The sequence below is a fragment of the Paenibacillus rhizovicinus genome, from assembly GCF_010365285.1.
Taxonomy (GTDB): domain Bacteria; phylum Bacillota; class Bacilli; order Paenibacillales; family Paenibacillaceae; genus Paenibacillus_Z; species Paenibacillus_Z rhizovicinus.
On sequence record NZ_CP048286.1, the window covers coordinates 798,518 to 814,176 of the forward strand.

The following is a 15,659-nucleotide window of genomic DNA, read 5'->3' on the forward strand; positions in this document are numbered from 1 at the left end:
TACAAGGCCTATGCAGTGTCAAAACCGGAAGAAGTCCCATCCGACCGCGTTTCCGGCAGCGAATGGGACCCCGTCCTATGTACGTAAAAGCACTTTTGGCCTTATTTGAAATTGGTAAATTGCAAGTCGAGCTGCAAATCCGCGCCTCTCAGCAGCGCGATGACAGCTTGCAGATCGTCGAGGCTTTTGCCGGTTACCCGGATGGAGTCGCCTTGAATTTGACTTTTTACTTTAATTTTGGAGTCGCGGATCAGGATGTTGATTTTCTTGGAGCTATCCTGTTCGATGCCTTGTTTCAGCTTGACCTTCTGTCTGACCGTCCCCATGGAAGCCCCTTCGACTTTGCCGAATTCCATGTTCTTGATCGGCACGCCGCGCTTCATCATTTTGGATTGAAGAATATCGACGACGTTCTTCAGCTTGTATTCGTCATCCGAAACCACCACGAGATCCGTCTTCTCCAACGTGAAGCTCGTCTTCGTTCCTTTGAAATCGAAACGGGTCTCGATTTCGCGTTCCGCTTGCGTAATCGCGTTGCTCAGTTCTTGCATATCGACTTTCGAGACAATGTCAAATGAATGTTCAGCCATTGTGCTGCAACTCCTTTATGTATCTTTCTACTTTCCTATGCTTGTCAAGTATTATATCGTATCCCGCTCCGCAAGAAAAGGCATCCAGGACCGAATTGCTTCAGTCTGAATGCCTCGAACGAGCTGGAAGACTCATTGAGTGGTCGTTGCATCCGTCGTACCGTTAGTGTCCGTGGTTCCGCCAGTGTTACTAGTGCCTTCAACAGGCGTCAATTGAAACTTGTGCGAGCCGGTTTTATTGCCGTCATCAAGAGCGACGCCGTCAACGGTCACTTCAACCGCGTTGGCGTGGGGGAACGTAATAAAAATCGGGCCATCAGCGTCATATGTAGCCGATTTAGGACCTTTATCAAGATCCAGTGTCACACTAAGAACCATTTTTCCCGTACGGCTCTTCTGATAAATCCCCAACCACGTTCTGCCGGTAGCCGTCATCTCAATCGTATGGGCGCCACCGGGGGAGACCTTGTAATAATCCGTTGTTCCCGATGTCCGATCCAATGTAAGCGTCGTTGTCGGGGTTGGCGGAGGCGTCGGTTCCTGAACCGGCGTTTCGTCCACTGGCGGCTGATTTGTCGTCGTATCGGTGCTGCTTGCGTTCCCGTTCGAGGATGTATTCCCTTCCCCGTTCTTCACCGTATCCTTGTCAGGCGTCGTTGCCGGAGGCTTCGTCTGATCCGTCATTTTGGTTTGATCCGCTGAATCTACGTTATCCTTGTTCGGCTGCTTGATCGCGAATATATAGACAAGTACGATGATGAGCAGCAAGAACGACCACATGAGCGCCCGGAATCCCCACCTGCTCAAGCGATCGGACGATTGCGTCTGCGCGCGGCGGCGCGGCCGTTGAACGGGCTCAATCACTTGCTCGGGAACGTTAGACGGAATTTCTTTATTGTAAAGCCGCAGCACTTCCTCCGCGTCAAGTCCTACGGACTCTGCGTAATTTTTCACGAAGGCGCGCACATAGAAGGAACCGGGAAGCACGCTGTAATCGCCTTCCTCGATGGCTTCAAGATAACGCTTGCGGATTTTCGTCAAATCCTGGATATCATCCAAGGACAGATTACGTTGCTCCCTCGCTTTCTTGAGCAATGCGCCCAAATCCGACATGACCACACCTCCTCATCATTTTTGGCAGTTCATAGTTTCTTCGTTACAAAATTAAAATTTTAGAAATCATGGAATCCCATCGTAAACGATTCATAGGAGATTTCCTCGTCCGGGGTATTGCGCAGCTCGATAATATAATCGAAATCGCTGTATTCGAAGGCGGATTCCTTCACGAAAATATCCGGATGTTCGATTACTTTGGTAGAAGGCATCGCCATAATTTCCTGAAGCAGCGCATGATGTTTCTCGTTGGAACGGATGGTGCTTACGATCCCGTCGATAATATAAATATTGTTCGGGGTCATTTCTTCCTCGGACAGCTGGCTGCGGACCGTTTGCCTAAGCAGCGTCGAAGATACGAACGTCCATCTCTTATTGGAGCATACGCTTCCGGCAATAATCGATTCCGTCTTGCCTACGCGCGGCATTCCGCGCAGGCCGATGACCTGATTTCCTTCTCTCTTAAATACTTCGCCCAAGAAGTCAACCAGCATGCCAAGCTCGTCCCGCGTGAATCGGAACGTTTTGCGGTCGTCGGAATCACGTTCGATGTAGCGGCCATGGCGGACAGCCAAGATATCGACAAGCTTGGGCTCGCGGAGCTTCAGAACCGTAATATTATCCACCTTTTGAAGCATGCGGCCGAGTATTTCGATTTTCTCATCGTCGTTGGTCTGAAGCAGCATCCCGCGCGTGCGGTTCTCTACGCCGTTGATCGTAAGAATATTGACTTCGAGCATCCCTAACAACGAAGCGATGTCGCCGAGAAGACCGGGACGGTTTTTATGTATTTTGTACTCCATGTACCATTGTTTGAATTCCATAGGACACCTCAGCTGGCGGAATAAAAGAATGATGAAAAGGGTGTAAGAGCTTTAAAAAGATTATTCTACAATATTCGTCAATATCCTGCAACTTTAAAGCAAACATTATAGAAAAGCCTCCCCACGGGAGGCTTTTCCAGGAAGTTTACGATTTTTCCACAAGCTTGACCATCAGGCCAGCAATCGCTTTGCGTTCCGATTCATCGCCGACATCCCATAATTCCTTCAGTGTGCGCTGTTGTTCGTTCTTCGGATCGACTTTCTCATCCAGGAAGGAGCCGATCTCGTAAGCGAGGTTGGCAATGGTATCTTCATTCAATCCCATGCCTTTCGCTTGTTCCACCCTGTTTGACAAAAACTCTTTCCATGAACTGAAATTAGAAAGGACGTTTGACATTGGTGTAGTTCCTCCTTTGCGTGTTGGCTGTTGTTCAGCAACAACCGTATTGTACACGCAAGGGATGAATCTTATTCTTAGCGGCAGGATAAGGCATGGATTTATGTCAGCCATCCGCCGTTCGGGCTGATGATTTGCCCGGTTATGTAAGCCGATTCCGGCAGAGCCAGAAAATAGACGAGCGAAGCGATTTCTTCCGGCTGCGCGAAGCGGCCGACCGGAATTTCAGACTCGAGCGCCACCTTCTCATCGGCGTTCAGGTTGTCCAGCATAACGGTGTCGACGGCACCGGGCGCAACCGCGTTTACGGTGACCCCGGACGGCGCCAGTTCCTTAGCTAACGCTTTCGTGAAGGCGTTCATGCCGCCTTTGCTCGTGGAATAGAGCACCTCGCAGGATGCCCCGGAAATCCCCCAAATCGACGACACGTTAATGATGCGGCCAAAACGCTGCTGGATCATGACAGGCATGAAAAGCTGCGTGCATAGGAACATCCCCTTCAGGTTGACGTTCATGACCTCGTCCCAAATCTCGTCCGTTACGTCCTCCAGCATGGCGTAATGCGCAATGCCGGCATTATTAACGACGATATCGGGCATCATCCCACGTTGTTCCAGCTTCTCGCGCATGCGCAGCAGTTGATCCCGGGAACGAATGTCCGCCGAAACGGTCAACACGTTCGCCGCGCCAAGCCGCATGCAGCTGCGAGCGGTTTCGTTCGCAGCCTCATGCGCTTGATTGTAATGAATGACGACGTTCATATTCTCCACGGCGAACCGGCGAGCGATTGCTGCGCCGATCCCGCGGCTCCCCCCGGTAATGAGCACCGTCATTTCTTTTAAAGTTTTCAAGCTTCGTCCTTCGATACGATGGATACGGCCATCCGGCTCCAATCGAAATGGCTGCGCAGTCTAGCATTGGCCTCTTCGATGGTAATATCCTCGTACACCGGCAGCAGTTTGAACAAATCGGCTCCACGGAAACGGTAACGCGTAAATTCGCTGGCAATTGCCTCGGGGGAATTGAGCATGCGAAGATAGCCGCCGATTTTCTTGCGTTTCGTCCGCTCGAACGCTTCTTGATCCAATCCTTTCGCTTGCGCCTGCTCGATTGCTTCGCGAAGTCTCCGGATCAGCTCGTCAGGATCGCGCGTTTCGCCGCCGACGACGGAGAATGCATAGTCCTCGCTGCTATTGAATTCATGTCCGAACGAATCGGTAATCAGCGTATCGTCGTAGAGCGAATGATAAATCGGAGAGCTTGAGCCGAGCAGCGCATCCAACATCAATTTCGTCGTCAGCTCCGTCCGCAGCAGTTCTTCCGGATTCGCCGATCCGCGGCTTTCCTTGAATCCGATCATGCACTTCGGCATCGAGACAGGGAGCGCCGTTTTCTTGACCGGCAGCTTCACGGTTTCCGGTTCAGGCTCGAAAAACCTTTCAATAGCTCCTTGCGGTTGGAAGTTCTTGCGTTCTTGATTGTCGCGTACGAGCTTCATAACGGATTCCGGCTCTACGCCGCCAACAACGAACAGAAACATATTCGACGGGTGATAGAACGTTTCATAACAACGATACAACGTTTCTTTATCGATTTGACGGATCGATTCTACCGTCCCCGCAATATCGATATGAATCGGATGCTTGTGGTACAGGGCATCAATAAGCCCGAAATACACACGCCAATCCGCATTATCCCGGTACATGTTGATTTCCTGTTCGATAATGCCTTTCTCCTTCTCCACGTTCTCATCCGTGAAATAAGGATTCTGGACAAAATCGATCAGCGTCGACAGGTTCGCCTCGATTTGCTCCGTGGCCGAGAATAAATAAACGGTGCGGTCAAAACTGGTGAACGCATTAGCAGACGCGCCTTGTGAGGCAAAGGTTGCAAAAATATCGCCGGTCGGTTCTTCGAACATTTTGTGCTCCAAGAAATGGGCGATTCCGTCAGGTACGGAAATCGGCTCCTGAGCGCCTACGGCAAAGCGATTGTCAACGGAACCATACTTGGTCGAGAACGTCGCGTACGTCTTGCTGAAGCCTTCTTTCGGCAGCACGACGACTTCAAGGCCGTTAGGCATGATTTCACGGTAGAGTGTTTCCTGAACGCCCGGGTAAGCTAACGTTTCCATAGACTTAGCCCTCCTTTCTGTCACGCAGGAAGTAGATCGTATCCAACTCGGTTTTGCGCGCAACCGCGGCGATTTGCTCGGCTGTTACAGCCTGAACCTCTTCCAGCAGCTGCGTAGCGGAGCGCTCTCGCTTCGAAAGGACGGCATTGAAATCGAAGCCGATCATTTCGTTCGCGGAATCTTGAAGTTCACGCAAGTGATTCGCGATCATCGCTTTCGTCTGGTTCATCTCCAGCTCGCTGTAAGAACCGCTTCGCATCTGCTCCAGCTGCTCTTGTATAATGGTCTTTGCCTTCTCGTAATTGGCGAACTCAATGCCGGATTGAATCGTGCAGATGCCTTTGTGGCCATCGAGGCGGGAAGCTGCGTAGTACGCCAGGCTCGCCTTCTCCCTTACATTGAGAAACAGTTTGGAATGCGGATAGCCGCCCAATATTCCGTTGTACATCAATGCAGCCGGGTAGTTGTCATCCCCATAAGACGTATTGATGCGCAGTCCCATGTTCAGCTTCCCTTGGGTCACTTCCATCCGTTCGACGACTGTCTTCGTTTCCTTGACCGGCTTGTTAATGAGAGGCAGCCCGTACTCGGCAGGCTTGCCTTCGTTGCCGCGGAACGATTCCGCGACGAGAGACTTCACTTCGTCCAGCGTCGTATCCCCGACGACGTACAGATCGAAGGCAGCTTGACTCAGCCATGCCCGATACGCCTCCGTAACCGACGCGGGCGTAATGGCGTCGATATCTTCCAACCGGCCCAAAGGGTGCAGCCTATAAGGCTCATCCGCGCACATAACCTCCAAGCAGCGTTCGGAGGCATACCGGATTTTATCGTTAATGATCGCTTCCAGCCGTTTACGCAGCGTCTGTTTCTCCGCTTCGACATATTTCGCCCGCAGCTGGCCGTTCTCGAGCACAGGATCCGTCACCACTTCGCCTAACAGCTTAAGGGACGATGCCAGCAATGGCTGATTCGACGAAACGAACCGGTCATTAATGACATCCATGCGGAACTGCACAATTTGCGCATCTCCGCGTTTATATACGTCAAATCCGAAGCCGGCGCCATACAGCTCATCCAGACGCTCGCGGAATGCGATCGTCTCCGGCGTGGAAGCGGTCCCTCTTCGCAGCACGAAAGGAATTAATGCGGCCGAAGTGACGGTCGTCTCATGAAGCGGCAAACCCGCATACAAGGAAATAGAAAAGGTTTTGAAACGTTTTGTCGGCAGCACATGGAGGCGAATCCGGTTCAGCTGGCCTCGTTGAAACGACGTGTTGCTCACGCTTTCACGTCCCCTTCCGCTCTAATATAAAGTCAATCTATTCCAATTTCCAAGGTTCTATTCCATTCTACCCGATCGGAAAAGGAAGAAGCAACCCGCGTCCTTAGGCGGGCTGCTTCAGTCGATGCTACATGCAGAAAATATGTTTTCCGATCGTCTTCACCTGCGGCCGCGACCATATCCACTTGGACGTTGCCGTCTCTGGATTGAAGTAATAGATGCATCCGCCGGTAGGATCCATGCCGTTCAGCGCATCCTGTACCGCTTTCTTCGCATTTTCATTCGGGGTCAGCCAAATTTGGCCGTCCGCTACGGCAGTGAACGCTCCCGGCTGGAAAATCACACCGGATACCGTATTCGGGAAGCTTGGTGACTTCACGCGATTCAGAATGACGGCTGCAACCGCTACTTGACCGATATACGGCTCGCCGCGCGATTCGCCATACACCGCATTGGCCATTAGCTTCAGATCATTGGCGGATAAGCCGAGATTGTTGGACTTGGTTACATCCGAGGACGTGTCGCTGCCTTGGGATGCGTTCCCGCTGCCGCTGCTGCTCGTTCCTCCCGAGCCCGCGTTGTCAGCCGCCGATGGCGCCCAGGTCTTGGTCGCTTCCCACAGCTTCAGCTTCGTCTTGGCGCCGACGACGCCATCGGATTTCAAACCGAATTTCCATTGAAACCACGTAACGGCGTTTTTGGTGGCGGAACCGAACTGGCCATCCACTTTGCCGTCAAAAAAGCCGAGGAACTTCAGCCGCCCTTGAAGCTCGGTCACATCTTTGCCTGAAGAACCGACCTTCAGTATAGCGCTGCTGAACGTCTCGGTCGTTTGACCGAAGTGCGCATGTTTGATCGTGAATGCGCCGAACAACAGAAGGACGATGACGATGGTCACCGCGATTAAACGATTTCTCATCTTTAGGATCTGCCTTTCTTTTGCAAATGGATTTGCAAAGCAAGCGAAGCATATTCCTATTATGAGAAATCGAGGGAACAACTATGCATGATGCCGAATTAAGAACTTATTCTGCCGGCATCGTATTGATCCACCGTCAATAACACTTCGCGCGGCTTGCTGCCCTCGTAAGGGCCCACGATGCTGCGCGCCTCCATTTGATCGATCAATCTGGCGGCGCGCGTATAACCGATACGCATGCGCCGCTGCAGCAGCGACACGGAGGCCTGCTTAGCCTCTAGCACGATACGGACGGCCTGTTCGTACAGCTCGTCCAGAATCTCTTCGTTCTCGGTCGCCGCATCATCGATTTCCGGAACCAAATCTTCTTTATATTCAGCTTCTCCTTGGCCGCGCGCATAGTTTACGATAGCCTCCACTTCCTGATCGGAGAGGAACGCGCCTTGAACCCGGATTGGCTTGGACATGCCCACCGGGAGGAATAACATATCGCCGCGGCCGAGCAGTTTCTCGGCGCCAGCCATATCCAGGATCGTACGGGAATCCACCTGCGAGGAAACGCCGAACGCGATCCGCGAAGGAATATTGGCTTTGATGACACCCGTGATGACATCTACGGAAGGCCGCTGCGTAGCGATAATGAGATGGATGCCCGATGCGCGGGCCATTTGCGCAAGACGGCAGATGGCATCCTCGACATCATTCGCCGCAACCATCATTAGATCTGCTAATTCGTCGACGATGACGACGATGTACGGCAGCACGGCGGACGGATTTTCGGCCATCAGGGTATTGTAGCCCTCAATGTTCCGCGTCCCTGATTTCGAGAACAATTCGTAGCGCTTCTCCATTTCAACGACGATCTTCTTGAGCGCCAGCGAAGCGCGTCTAGGATCCGTCACGACCGGCGCAAGGAGATGCGGAATGCCATTATACATATTCAACTCGACCATTTTCGGGTCGATCATCAACAGCTTGACTTCATCTGGTCTCGCTTTATACAAAATGCTCGTGATGATCCCATTGATGCAAACGGACTTACCGGATCCCGTCGCGCCCGCTACGAGCAAATGGGGCATCTTCGCCAAGTTGCCAACGATCGGCTGTCCTGAAATATCGCGTCCGAACGCGATGGACATCCGCGACGTCGCATTCTGAAACGAAGGCGTCTCCATAACTTCACGCATCGTTACGATGGACACTTCCGTATTCGGCACTTCGATGCCGATGGCGGATTTGCCGGGAATCGGCGCTTCCATCCGAATGTCCTTCGCGGCGAGCGCAAGCGCGATATCGTCCGTCAAGCCGACGATCCGGCTGACTTTAACCCCGGTAGCAGGCTGCACTTCATAGCGCGTGACGGCCGGCCCGCGGACGACGTCCAGCACTTTCGCTCGAACGCCGAAACTTTCTAGTGTCGCTTCGAGCTTGCGCCGCGATTCAATGGAATCTGCGGAATCCCCGGCTTTCGCTCCTGCGCTCGGTTTCTGAAGCAGACCTAGCGAAGGAAGCAAATAAGGTTTCTCGGTAGGCGGCTTAACGATGCTTCCCGGTCCGTTAGAACCTTCATCCTCATCCGGCGAGGCAATGGCAGGACTGCGCGGAATTGACTGTACTTGCGGCTCTTCAGCGAAATCGTCATTGTCATCGTCATCTGCAGCAAGATGTCCAGGTGTAAACGGCTCCAGCTCATCATCCGGAACATGATCAACCTCAACTGCTAGGTTCATTCCATGATTCGATTGTACCGGCTGTTGAATATCCGCTGGCGCCCCCTCGGCTGTCCCCCCGTCTTCCAAGACGCTGGACCGCCAGTTTTCAAACGGCTCCTCTTGGTCGTCCTCATCCTGCCATGCGGCAGGATGAGCGGATTTGCCGCCGCCAAACGTTTCGCCGGAGTTTCCGTCCTCGAGCTGCCATTCATGGTCGCCGTCGGCGTGCTCGTTACTGTTGGGCTTAGACACGTCGTTAAACCAAGAAAAGATCGGCGAGCGTTTCTTCTGCGCGCGGGACTTCATCGCCGCCGCGTACTCGTCATCATCATCGTCATCGTCCAAGTCATCCAGTGACACGACGGACTTGCTGCTTGTCTTAGGCCCCGCGGCTGCCAGCGCTTGCCGTCTCGAAGCGAACTTCATCCGCAGCAGCGACCAGAGCCGTCCGCCTCTGATACGGCCGGAACGCAGCAAGTCGACGTACGACTTGCCAGTCATCAACATGATGGATATCGCAAACATCACGATCATAATAAACTTTGCGCCGAAATAGCCGAACAACCAGAACAGCAGCGTATATTGAATGGCGCCTGCATAACCTCCGCTTGCCGAATGAACGGCTTCGTTCCCCTGAAGATCCGAAGGCGAATCCATCAGCGATCCTCGGATGTCACTGCCAAGCTGAGCTAAAATATAGGTGGACGATAATCCGCCCGTCGGTTCGGTCTTCTGGTCCATCACGGCCATCGAGCTCCAAAGCGTACAAGCGAGAACAAGCAGCAGCACGCCTGTCTTCCGGGTCGTCCAACCGCTCGGCCATGCACGCTTGACCATGACCGCCAAGCCGACATAAATGCCGACTAATGCCAAAACAAAATAGAACTTGCCTAATACAAGTCCAAATAACTTCGATAATGCCCGCCCGACCGTCGCTTCTCCGGAGAGCGCGATCACGGACACAGTAATGAGCAAAATGCCATACACTTCAAACTTAAGGCTCGTCCCGACTGAGCTCTTTCGCTTCTTCTTTTTCTTAGCCAAAATCGTCACCTCTAGTCCCCATTATACCATAGGAGAAAGGTGCGATGTGCTACTATTATCCAGTAACAGCGCCTAGTTACAGCATTGACGGGCCGTAAGCGACCAGCGTTCCCGGCGATAATTCCGGTCTCAGGTAGGCATCCAACGGGCCGTCCATCAATCTGACGATACGCCCGATTCCGGGAGATACCGCCTCGATTTGCAAGCGCACATCTCCGACTTGCACGTCCACATAAGGACCTGGCTGCTGACTTATGCCTTCAAAGACAATTTCCATCGGCATCGTCGAGTAGATGGTCATTGCGTCAGCCCTCCCGCCGTGATTGCCGCGGTACCTGCCGACTGTTTCCGCGCTTCGATCAGCATATTCAGTTCTCGCAGCGCTTGGCCGATGCCGCCTACACGATCGATCAAGCCATGCTTGACGGCATCGGTACCGATCACGGTCGTGCCGATATCGCGTGTCAATTCCCCGGTTTTAAACATCAGCTCTTTGAACTTCTCTTCCGTTACATTGGAATGAGAGGTCACGAACCTGACGACTCGCTCCTGCATCTTGTCCAAATACTCAAAGGTTTGCGGAACGCCGATTACTAGACCGTTCAACCGAATCGGATGAATCGTCATCGTTGCGGTTTCGGCAATGAAAGATGTGTTGCCGGCAACCGCAATCGGTACGCCAATGGAATGTCCCCCGCCCAATACGAGCGTAACCGTCGGTTTCGTTAACGAAGAGATCATTTCGGCAATGGCTAACCCTGCTTCCACATCCCCGCCCACTGTGTTCAGTACGATCATTATGCCTTCAATCTTCGCATTTTGCTCGGCTGCTACTAATTGAGGAATCAAATGTTCGTACTTCGTCGTCTTGTTCTGCGGCGGCAGCACAATATGCCCTTCGACCTGGCCGATAATCGTCATGCAGAAAATATTCGATTCCGATGAAGGCGTTGTCGTCTGACCCAATTGCTGTATCGTTTCAACGACGGGATTGCCGATCGGCGGTTTACGTTCTCCTGCCGGCGGTTCCGGCTGCTCCGCTTTGAATGATTCCTCCCACATTGCCTGTCCTCCTTCAATATGCTCGCTATGCTTTGCCATGGCTGGCTCTGCATAGTATGGAATCTGCTTGCGGATTTATGCAGTTGCACGGAAAGATCGCCTGCCTGACATGGCATGCAAACGAAAAAAACGGCCTTCGGCGGAAGCAATCGCTTCGCCAAAGACCGTCTGACAGACGTGATCTGAAATTAAACTTCCATAATAATCGGCAAAATCATCGGACGGCGACGCGTCTGCTCGTACAAGAAGCGGCCGAGCGCATCCTTAACGTTCGTTTTGAGCGATGCCCATTCGTTCACTTTATCGTTCATCAGCTTGTGCAGCGTCGAAGTTACGATCCGGTTTGCCTCTTCTAGCAGTCCTTCCGATTCGCGAACATAGACAAACCCGCGGGAGATAATGTCCGGACCGGACAAGATCGCACCGTCTTGCTTGCTTAACGTCACGACGACGACAAGGATACCATCCTGGGACAGTAATTTACGGTCGCGAAGCACGATGTTACCTACGTCGCCAACGCCCAGTCCGTCAATCAGCACGTTGCCTGCAGGCACTTTGCTGCCTTTGCGAGCCGTGCCGGCTTGGAATTCCACCGTATCCCCATTGTCGACAATGAAGATATTTTCGCGTTCGATGCCGACTGCCTCGCCCAGCAAAGCGTGCTGACGGAGCATACGATATTCACCGTGAATCGGAATGAAGTATTTCGGGCGAATCAGGTTGAGCATCAGCTTTAATTCTTCCTGGCTTCCGTGACCGGAAACGTGAACGCCCGAAACAGAGCCCGGTCCGTAAATGACGTTAGCGCCGAGTCGGAACAATTCGTCAACCGTACGGCCGACATAACGTTCGTTACCCGGAATTGGCGTAGCTGCGATGATAACGGTGTCACCAGGCATAATATCGACTTTGCGGTGCGTCGAGCGCGCCATCCGCGTAAGTGCGGACATCGGCTCGCCTTGGCTGCCCGTAGATAATACTGCAACACGGTCAGCGGCCATTTTATTAATCTCTTCAGGCTCGATAATCGTGCCTTCCGGAATATTCAAGTATCCAAGTTCCGATGCGATCGTAACGACGTTCACCATGCTGCGTCCGACAACGGCAATTTTGCGTTTCGTCGCGATGGCCGCATTCACGACTTGCTGAATACGGTGTACGTTCGATGCAAATGTCGCTACTACGACGCGCTGCGTCGCTTTGCGGAAAATATCTTCCAGCTCAGACCCGATCATGCTTTCCGAAGGCGTAAACCCTGCGCGCTCGGCATTCGTGCTGTCCGACAGAAGCGCCAGAACGCCACGACGGCCAATATCCGCAATGCGCTGTAAATCCGCATATTGATTATTTACAGGTGTATGATCGAATTTAAAGTCGCCCGTATGCACGACAGTTCCTTCAGGCGTGTCCAAACATACGCCGACCGAATCCGGAATACTGTGATTCGTTTTGAAGAAGGATGCTTTGATGGAGCCCAGCTGCACTTCGCTTTCTGCGTTGATCAGAATGCGTTTCGTTTCGCCAAGCAGGCCCGCTTCCTTCAATTTACCTTCAATGAGACCGAGCGTCAGCTTGGTAGCATACAGCGGAACGTTGAGGTGCTTCAATACATATGGCAATCCGCCGATATGATCCTCGTGACCGTGGGTAATCAGAATACCTCTTACTTTATCGCGATTCTCTGTTAAGTACGTAATGTCAGGGATGACAATATCAATACCGAGCATATCTTCTTCAGGGAATTTAAGACCCGCGTCTACCACAACGATATCGTTACCGTATTGAACGACGTACATGTTCTTACCGATTTCACCAACGCCGCCTAGCGCGAAGATAAGCAGCTTATCCTGGATATTTTTCTTTGACAAGTGAATCCATACCTCCTAATCGTAGTACGAAACAAGATGTACCCCGCATCGCTTCAAAAAAGCGAGAGAAGACACTGCGTTTCATCTATTAATTTATAGTCCGAGCTAGAATTACATGGCAGCCGTTTCCACCCTCGGGATCGCCGCTGCATGCAATCGATAACCAGTGCTTGTTGAACGCCGCCCCTTGGCGTTACACTTTTTCAAAATTTTGCCGCACACCGTCACTTGCATTCATTATACATGATTGAAAATAAGAAAAACAAGTAATGGTTATTTTCCCAATCCTTCAGAGAAAATGCGGACTGTTACCGCTTTCGCGATCCCGTCCGGAGAGGGCTTGTCCGAATATTGTTAAATAAAGGCTTTAAAATAAAGCCCCAATCGTGCATTCAGCATTCAAATAAAAAACCGATGCAAGCGCACCGGTTTGTGGCGAATGCAGCTGTATACCCGCGAAGCAGTGATTATTAGTTCAAAATTTGACGAAGAGTTGCAATTTCGCTTTCATTTGCCGCAACTAACGGAAGACGAACGCCGCCGACGGGCAAGCCGCGAAGCTCCAATGCCGCTTTCACGAGAACCGGGTTAGGAAGATCGAATAAGCCTTTGAAAATCGGAAGATTGTCGCCATGAAGCTTTGCAGCTTGCGCGACATTGCCTTCCAAATAAGCTTGAATCATCGCTTTCATCGGTTTTCCGACGACATGGCTTGCTACGCTCACAATACCATGCGCACCGACTGCCAGCGCCGGCAATGCCGAGCTATCGTCACCGCTGTAAACGAGGAAGCCATCAGGTGCACCTGTTACGATTTCCGTTACCTGGTCCAGCCCTGCGCATTCTTTCGTTGCAACGACATTCGGCAATTGTGCCAGTCGAAGCGTCGTTGCGGCAGAGAGGCTAACAATTGTCCGGCCTGGAACGTTATAAAGCATGACCGGAAGCGTCGTCGCTTCGGCAATGGCTTTGAAATGCTGATACAGCCCTTCTTGCGTCGGCTTGTTGTAATATGGCGCTACAAGCAGCACGGCATCAACACCGCATTGTTCCGCGATTTTCGTCAGATGAATCGAATGCGCAGTATCGTTGCTGCCTGTGCCTGCAATGATTTTGCAGCGACCGCCTGCCTGTTTAACCGCAAAGGAGAATAACGAACGCTTCTCCTCATCGTTCAAAGTAGGAGATTCACCGGTCGTGCCGCAGACGACGATGCCGTCGCTCACTTGATCTTCAATTAAATAATTCAATAACCGCCCCGTCGTGTCCCAGTCGATCGAACCGTCTGCAGAGAACGGGGTTACCATAGCAGTTACTAAACGTCCGAAATCCAAAACGATTCCTCCTCAGAATTTTGCAAAGCAAAATTCGCATCGTAAGCATAAGCCTGATTTTTGCAAAGCATAAAATTCATAATCATAAGAATTGCATGAAAAATAAGAAGATGCCGCTACTCGTGCAGTGAAAATTTGGCATGCAGCGACTGAAGCGCGCTCGCCATGTAGCTCTCGAGCACCAATACCCATATGGTCGTATTCGAGTCCGCAGACTGCAGAATCGGTATGCCCTGTTCCGTCAATGCTTCGACGATTCGGGCCATGATTCCAGGAACGCCGTTCATGCCGCCGCCGATGACCGATATTTTGGCACATCCGCTCACAGCGCGCGGTGCATACCCGATGTCCTCCAAGACTGAAACCGCTTTATCCGCATCATGGTCGAATACGGTATACACCGCACCGCCCGGGTTTACGTTAATGAAATCGACGCTGATCTGATGTTTCGCCATTGCTTGAAACACCTGCAGCTGTACGTCGGATGGACCGTCTTGCGCCTGTACGGTGATCTGCGTAACGCCACTGACATGCGCGACACCCGTTACATGCCTGTCATGAACGGCCGCTGATTTCAAGACATCCGCCAAATCCGTCACGAGGGTACCTTCGTCTTCCGAGAAGGTCGACCGGACACGCAGCGGAATTCGCGCTTGCTGTGCGATTTCCACGGCTCGCGGATGAATGACCTTGGCGCCTTGTCTTGCCATATTGCCTACTTCGGAATAACTGATAACCGATAATGCGCGTGCGTCTTTGACGATCCGGGGATCTGCCGTGAGAATCCCGTTCACGTCTGTATAGATATCGACTCGCTCTGCATGAAGCGCCGCGCCTAGCGCCGTAGCCGACGTATCGCTCCCGCCTCTGCCGAGGGTCGTAAAATCTCCTGATTCCGTAACGCCTTGGAAACCGGTCACGATCACGACTTGACCTTCCCGCAGCGCTTGATGGATTCGTTCGGCGCGAATCTCCAAGATTCTCGCTTTGCCGAACTGATTATCCGTCAAAATACCTGCCCCGCCGCCAGTTAGCGCAATTGCCGGAATGCCCGCAGCGCGAACCAGGCTGCACAGAACCGATGCGGAAATGATTTCACCACAGCCTTGAAGCATATCCCGTTCCTTGGCAGGCAAAGAATCGCCATGCCGCGCGATGAGCGAGAGCAGCGTGTCCGTAGCGTACGGATCGCCTTTCCGTCCCATTGCAGAGACGACAACGACTAGTCCATACTGTCGTTGCCGTTCCCGTTGAATATGCTTGATTACAAGCTCTCTACCTTCGTCAGAAGACAGCGAAGTACCGCCGAACTTTTGCACGAGGATGGGCATTGTCAAACCTCCATATCCGACTGTGAAGCCCGCCGGACCGTTCCGC

The 15,659-nt window shown here is 52.3% G+C and carries 14 protein-coding genes; all 14 read right to left on the bottom strand.

What is annotated here, in order from left to right:
- Positions 1-101: 101 nt before the first annotated feature.
- Positions 102-590, bottom strand: coding sequence for a YajQ family cyclic di-GMP-binding protein (locus GZH47_RS03570; RefSeq protein ID WP_162638602.1), 489 nt, complete (start codon positions 588-590; stop codon positions 102-104).
- A gap of 132 nt (positions 591-722) precedes the next feature.
- Complete coding sequence (locus GZH47_RS03575) at positions 723-1,703, bottom strand: helix-turn-helix domain-containing protein (protein ID WP_162638604.1); 981 nt, start codon at positions 1,701-1,703, stop codon at positions 723-725.
- Between the two features lie 59 nt (positions 1,704-1,762).
- Positions 1,763-2,527, bottom strand: coding sequence for a DUF3388 domain-containing protein (locus tag GZH47_RS03580; RefSeq protein ID WP_162638606.1), 765 nt, complete (start codon positions 2,525-2,527; stop codon positions 1,763-1,765).
- A gap of 145 nt (positions 2,528-2,672) precedes the next feature.
- Positions 2,673-2,924 carry a DUF3243 domain-containing protein gene (locus GZH47_RS03585; protein WP_162638608.1) on the bottom strand — a complete coding sequence of 84 codons (252 nt, stop codon included), beginning with the start codon at positions 2,922-2,924 and terminating at the stop codon, positions 2,673-2,675.
- Between the two features lie 101 nt (positions 2,925-3,025).
- Positions 3,026-3,757 carry an elongation factor P 5-aminopentanone reductase gene (ymfI, locus tag GZH47_RS03590; RefSeq protein WP_162645058.1) on the bottom strand — a complete coding sequence of 244 codons (732 nt, stop codon included), beginning with the start codon at positions 3,755-3,757 and terminating at the stop codon, positions 3,026-3,028.
- Between the two features lie 14 nt (positions 3,758-3,771).
- On the bottom strand, positions 3,772-5,058 hold the full coding sequence (gene yfmH, locus GZH47_RS03595; RefSeq protein WP_162638609.1) for an EF-P 5-aminopentanol modification-associated protein YfmH: 1,287 nt from the start codon (positions 5,056-5,058) through the stop codon (positions 3,772-3,774).
- Positions 5,059-5,062: 4 nt separating this feature from the next.
- Positions 5,063-6,343: an EF-P 5-aminopentanol modification-associated protein YfmF gene (gene yfmF, locus GZH47_RS03600; protein ID WP_162638610.1), complete on the bottom strand. Its 1,281-nt coding sequence runs from the start codon at positions 6,341-6,343 to the stop codon at positions 5,063-5,065.
- A 127-nt stretch (positions 6,344-6,470) separates the two neighbouring features.
- Positions 6,471-7,262 (bottom strand): spore cortex-lytic enzyme, encoded by a 792-nt coding sequence (gene sleB, locus GZH47_RS03605; protein WP_162638611.1) that lies wholly within the window; start codon positions 7,260-7,262, stop codon positions 6,471-6,473.
- 98 nt (positions 7,263-7,360) lie between these two features.
- Positions 7,361-10,018: an FtsK/SpoIIIE family DNA translocase gene (locus GZH47_RS03610; RefSeq protein ID WP_225446356.1), complete on the bottom strand. Its 2,658-nt coding sequence runs from the start codon at positions 10,016-10,018 to the stop codon at positions 7,361-7,363.
- A 76-nt stretch (positions 10,019-10,094) separates the two neighbouring features.
- Positions 10,095-10,319: a YlzJ-like family protein gene (locus GZH47_RS03615; protein ID WP_162638612.1), complete on the bottom strand. Its 225-nt coding sequence runs from the start codon at positions 10,317-10,319 to the stop codon at positions 10,095-10,097.
- A complete protein-coding gene (locus GZH47_RS03620) occupies positions 10,316-11,080 on the bottom strand; it encodes a ClpP family protease (protein ID WP_162638613.1) in 765 nt (254 codons plus the stop codon). Before GZH47_RS03620 ends, GZH47_RS03615 begins: the two co-directional genes overlap by 4 nt.
- A gap of 188 nt (positions 11,081-11,268) precedes the next feature.
- Complete coding sequence (locus tag GZH47_RS03625; protein ID WP_162638614.1) at positions 11,269-12,948, bottom strand: ribonuclease J; 1,680 nt, start codon at positions 12,946-12,948, stop codon at positions 11,269-11,271.
- Between the two features lie 470 nt (positions 12,949-13,418).
- Positions 13,419-14,282, bottom strand: a complete 864-nt coding sequence (gene dapA, locus GZH47_RS03630; protein WP_162638616.1) for a 4-hydroxy-tetrahydrodipicolinate synthase — start codon at positions 14,280-14,282, stop codon at positions 13,419-13,421.
- Positions 14,283-14,398: 116 nt separating this feature from the next.
- The gene (dapG, locus tag GZH47_RS03635) at positions 14,399-15,613 is read right to left on the bottom strand and encodes an aspartate kinase (RefSeq protein ID WP_162638618.1); all 1,215 of its coding nucleotides are present in this window, start codon (positions 15,611-15,613) and stop codon (positions 14,399-14,401) included.
- Positions 15,614-15,659 lie beyond the last annotated feature (46 nt).

What these genes read in the sequence shown, in the direction of transcription:
- dapG (WP_162638618.1), bottom strand. Translation starts at nt 15,613, where the DNA reads ATGCCCATCCTCGTGCAAAAGTTCGGCGGTACTTCGCTGTCTTCTGAC.
- GZH47_RS03575 (WP_162638604.1), bottom strand. Translation starts at nt 1,703, where the DNA reads ATGTCGGATTTGGGCGCATTGCTCAAGAAAGCGAGGGAGCAACGTAAT.
- GZH47_RS03615 (WP_162638612.1), bottom strand. Translation starts at nt 10,319, where the DNA reads ATGACCATCTACTCGACGATGCCGATGGAAATTGTCTTTGAAGGCATA.
- yfmH (WP_162638609.1), bottom strand. Translation starts at nt 5,058, where the DNA reads ATGGAAACGTTAGCTTACCCGGGCGTTCAGGAAACACTCTACCGTGAA.
- GZH47_RS03585 (WP_162638608.1), bottom strand. Translation starts at nt 2,924, where the DNA reads ATGTCAAACGTCCTTTCTAATTTCAGTTCATGGAAAGAGTTTTTGTCA.
- GZH47_RS03570 (WP_162638602.1), bottom strand. Translation starts at nt 590, where the DNA reads ATGGCTGAACATTCATTTGACATTGTCTCGAAAGTCGATATGCAAGAA.
- sleB (WP_162638611.1), bottom strand. Translation starts at nt 7,262, where the DNA reads ATGAGAAATCGTTTAATCGCGGTGACCATCGTCATCGTCCTTCTGTTG.
- GZH47_RS03620 (WP_162638613.1), bottom strand. Translation starts at nt 11,080, where the DNA reads ATGTGGGAGGAATCATTCAAAGCGGAGCAGCCGGAACCGCCGGCAGGA.
- ymfI (WP_162645058.1), bottom strand. Translation starts at nt 3,757, where the DNA reads ATGACGGTGCTCATTACCGGGGGGAGCCGCGGGATCGGCGCAGCAATC.
- GZH47_RS03580 (WP_162638606.1), bottom strand. Translation starts at nt 2,527, where the DNA reads ATGGAATTCAAACAATGGTACATGGAGTACAAAATACATAAAAACCGT.